We start from the raw sequence: 4,139 nt of genomic DNA on the forward strand, positions 1-4,139 counted from the left end.
TCGCCCGCCGCGGCTCCAGGAAAGAAGGAAAATAGCTGCCGGTGCGCAGCTTCGGAATCCGCAGTTCCACGTTCCCGGCCCGCGTCTGCCAATCGCGTTCGCGGTAGCCGTTTCTCTGCGCCTTCCGCTCCGGCGTCTTCTGATGATAGTCGGCACCGGTCTTTGCGCCAACCTCCAATTCCATCAGCCTTTCGGCGGCAAAACCGATCATATCTCGAAGAAGATCGGCATCCGCGCTCTTCTCGACAAGCTCTTTCAGGTCCATCATAGGTTTGGTCATCGGGGTCTTCCTTCGGTTCAGGTTGATGTTCGCAACCCGACCTTACCGAAAATTCACCGATGACCACCGCGCCTTTGATGACGTCCTACGGCGCCTCATGAAGGGCGCGGACGCCACCAAAAGCGCTACCAGAAGTTACACCTCTCCCTGGGACAGGACCGCCGAAGACCCCTCCCGACGCCCGAATGACCGGGCCTCGGTTTCCCCAGCCTCCGATGCAGTCGGAACCGGAATACGAGGACGAATTATGGATGATCTTGATGGCCAAATGGCCAACCACCCCCATGCCCACCTGTCTTATCTTTGGGAGGGAGATGTCTTGCCGCCGCCTCTGGCAGACCCCGACGAGCCGATGCGGGTTCTGCCGTCGCACCTGAACAAGCTGGAACTCGGCAAGTCGAGCAGCTCTTGTAAGGTGGCCTATACGACGCGCCTTCATCGCCAGGCTGCCCTTCAGCAGTTTTGGTGCGCCTCTTTTGAAGAAGCACAGGTGTACGAAAACATCGCCGCCAACCCGAATGTGATCGCGTTTCGCGAACAGTTGACCCGTACACCGTACATCAACCTCGCAGGTGAGAGCACCCACACCCTGTGGGATTGCAATACCTTGTTGAAAACCGGCGCCACGTTGCTTGTGTCGGTCAAATACGATGAGAAGGCCAATCGCAAATCCTACCTCGAGGAAGTTGCCAATATCGCCACGCAATGTTCGGCGGATGTCGCGGATCGCGTCCAGGTCTTGTCGCGCTTCAGCTTCCATCCGGCGGCCCGTGAATGCGCGAAAGCCATCCATATGGCCCGCCGTGGCTGGGATCCTGACGCCGATCGGATCGTTCTGGAGGCGGCCAATGATCTGGGGCCTCGCTTCACCTTCTCGGGGCTGATCACGGCCTCGCGGCTTGGGAACGCCGGGCGCGGTTACCGCGCCGCCGCACGCCTGATCGGTGATGGCGACATCGGCAAACACAAACTCGACCTTTTTACCCCCAATACTCAACTATGGAGCAATGCATCATGATGTATTTCGGAAACATTACCGCCTCGGACCGCGTAACCCTGGAAGGTCGCGAGGTCACTCATATCCTGCCTGTGCAGGATAAAAAGAGCAAAGCAATCACCCATTTTCAGTTTTCTGTCGTCAATGACGAGGGAAATGTGGATCTCCGCAAGTTCGAGACCGCGGAAATTCCGCACCTCTTTGACGCAGAAGCGCTGCTTGTGGAGAAGGGGTTTCACAGCATCGCCCGCCAGGAAGAACGCGCCCTTTATGGGGCGACGGAACTCTTTGGGGCCACAAAGAAGCAGCGTGATGCTGTGGATTTGATCATGCAAGCCTGCATCTTGATGGAGCGTTATCGGAACCTGGGCATGAAGCTGACCCGGGATGGGGTGGAAGAGTTTCACACTCTGATGGGCAATGACTATGACACTTATCAGGCGCGGAAACTGTATGGCACTCAGAAGCCGAATTCATCCCAGCGGTTGAAACGGCTGCCGAGCTCGGACACCCTTTTGCGCCATTTCCGCACATATAAGGCAGCAGACAAAAATCCGAATGCCTTTCTGGCTCCTCGCAAGGTGCAGATTGACGCTGCCACCCAAGCGCATGCGGACTTTGTTTACGTCTTGGAACGCCTTGGAGCATATGCAGATGGAACCCGTCCGTCCAAGGTCAAAATCATCACCGTGCTGATCGAGGACCTGAAGCAAATCAATGCTCAGCGAGAGCAGATGGGGGTGACAACAAAGTTCAAAATTTTGTCGCAAAGGACCTATGAGCGCTGGATCGACCAGTATCTGGATCCGTTTCTCGTTGTCATGCAACGTGATGGTTTGGCCGCAGCGCAAAAACAATTTGGCACCTCTGAGGGCGGACGCCAAGCCTCGGTTCCTGGTGAAGTGGTTCAGACGGATGCCTGGCAGTTCCATTTGGTTACTTTGGACGCGACCCGGGAAGAACTCAACAATATGACTGAGGAAGAGCGTGCCCAGGTCAAACGGGTGCGTCGTTGGGTTGTGTTCCTGATGGATATTGCGACGCGGATCATTCTTGGTTTCTCGATTTGCCGGACGCCCAATGAGAATGCCTCTCTGGAGGCATTGCGCATGGCCTATATGGACAAGACTTATCTGTTCCGCGAGATCGGCATCAAAAACTCTGACTGGCACCATAGCTGTCCCATTCAGGAAATTGTCAATGACAACGGATCGGAGTTCGGAAAGCAGCCTTTCGGAGGTGCTCTGTTCTCCCATGCGGCCTATCTGCTTTCCTCCACCCAGATGAACACGGTCGCCGGTGTCTCCAACATGCGTGGTCACATCGAGCGTTTTTTCTGGACCACCGATTTGAAATTGGCCCGGTATTTGCCGGGGTATACGGCGCAAAACCCGCAGGCACGCAATGATCGAAAGCCGAATGCCGAGGCCTGTATCGCCGATGACGAATTGCACACCATTCTGCTGGCATTTGTCGCGGAATATCACAAGACACCCCATCGTGGGCTGAACTACCGGACCCCTGCGGCTGTTTGGGAAGAATTGACCCAAGGGGCCCAATACGATTGCACCCAAATGCCGTCACCGGGTCAGTTGCGCGAGGCTTGCGGTTTTTATGCCAAGGCCAAAGTCGGAGAGGAAGGCATCCGTTATGCGGGGACCGTTTACACCAATGAACGTATCCGTAATGATCGCAAGGCCCGCGTGGTCGACCGTATTGCGGCGCCCGGGCAAACGCTCGAGATCAAAGTCGATCCGTTCGATCTCGGTGGGATTTCTGTTCTTGCCGATGGCGAGTTGATCTCGGTCCGCTGTATCGATCCGAGCATGAGCGGCAAGTCCTTGCGTGTCTGGCAGCAGGAACGCATGCTCGCCCGTCAGCGCATTGAGGCGGAAAACCTTGCGCAGGAAGGGGCCCGCAAAGAGGCCGCGGCAATCTGGGAAAACCTGTCGAAGACCGTCATGCGCCAGTGCGACATCGGTATGGTGGGATATTCGCAGGCCGAGGTCGAACGCGCCGCACGCGAGCTCGATTTTGGCAAGGGCCAGCATGAAAAGCCCTTCATCGGTCGTGCGGAATACCGCGATCCGGTGGATGAGGGTGGTTTCGAAGTCGATCACATCCAGGAAGAAGCGGAACCTGACACACCGACCGGGATGGACCGTTTCCGTTCGAAGGCCAAAGCCCGCAAAAACAAAACCGGGAAAGGACCCCAATAATGGCTGCTCAATTGACGAGTGCTGCGCGTAAGGAATACGCGCAGCAGAACGAAATCGCGGACCGTATCGTTGCCCTTGAAGACCATTTTGAGAAGACAGACGTCTATTGGGGGTTTCGCAAGCGGGTTTTTGGGGTCCTTGCCCAACGTGAAGCCCGCCTGCGGGCCGGAAAAACGGAGCAAAAAGGGGCTGCGTTGATCGGCCCAGCCGGGTCGGGGAAATCGCGGCTGGCCAAGGAGATCATCGCCGAGCACCATGCCTTGGCCGAGGACGCAGACGACCGCCAGTTCGGCTGTCGCATTCTCAGCGTGATTGTGCCCGGTCGGGCCACGGTGAAGGAAACCTTGACCGCCATCCTGAGTGAACTCAAGGTTCCGGTACATACGCGGCGCGATGATGATTATCTTGCCCGTTTGGTCATGGAGTATTTCAAGGAATGCGGGATCGCCGGTCTGCATCTGGACGAGGTGCAGGACAGTGGCCGGTATAAGACCTCAGACAGTATCGAGGTGTTCATCAAACGTTTCCGTAACATGATGCAGCACTCCGAATGGCCGATCTGCATCATCCTCACGGCGACGCCCGAGGGGCGTGCCATGATCAACCACGATCCCACGCTGACCCGGCGTCTTCGCCCGATCGA

Annotated in this window: 4 protein-coding genes; 3 read left to right on the forward strand and 1 reads right to left on the reverse strand. The window is 56.8% G+C overall.

The features are described 5' to 3' along the window. Positions 1–280, reverse strand: a 280-nt coding sequence (locus A3764_RS12265; RefSeq protein ID WP_201722427.1) for a transposase, incomplete at its 3' end; no start/stop codon positions are given. A 247-nt stretch (positions 281–527) separates the two neighbouring features. Between A3764_RS12265 and A3764_RS12270 the strand changes: the two genes are divergently transcribed. From A3764_RS12270 to A3764_RS12280, 3 genes are all read left to right on the forward strand, one after another. Continuing rightward, on the forward strand, positions 528–1,298 hold the full coding sequence (locus A3764_RS12270; protein ID WP_067928850.1) for a hypothetical protein: 771 nt from the start codon (positions 528–530) through the stop codon (positions 1,296–1,298). Then, the gene (locus A3764_RS12275; RefSeq protein ID WP_150121463.1) at positions 1,295–3,496 is read left to right on the forward strand and encodes a hypothetical protein; all 2,202 of its coding nucleotides are present in this window, start codon (positions 1,295–1,297) and stop codon (positions 3,494–3,496) included. The genes A3764_RS12270 and A3764_RS12275 overlap by 4 nt, the downstream gene beginning before the upstream one ends. Further along, positions 3,496–4,139 (forward strand): TniB family NTP-binding protein (locus A3764_RS12280; RefSeq protein ID WP_150122158.1); only part of this gene is annotated, 644 nt, incomplete at its 3' end. The genes A3764_RS12275 and A3764_RS12280, both read left to right, overlap by 1 nt.

This window comes from Sulfitobacter sp. HI0129 (genome assembly GCF_001635395.1).
Classification (GTDB): Bacteria; Pseudomonadota; Alphaproteobacteria; order Rhodobacterales; family Rhodobacteraceae; genus Sulfitobacter.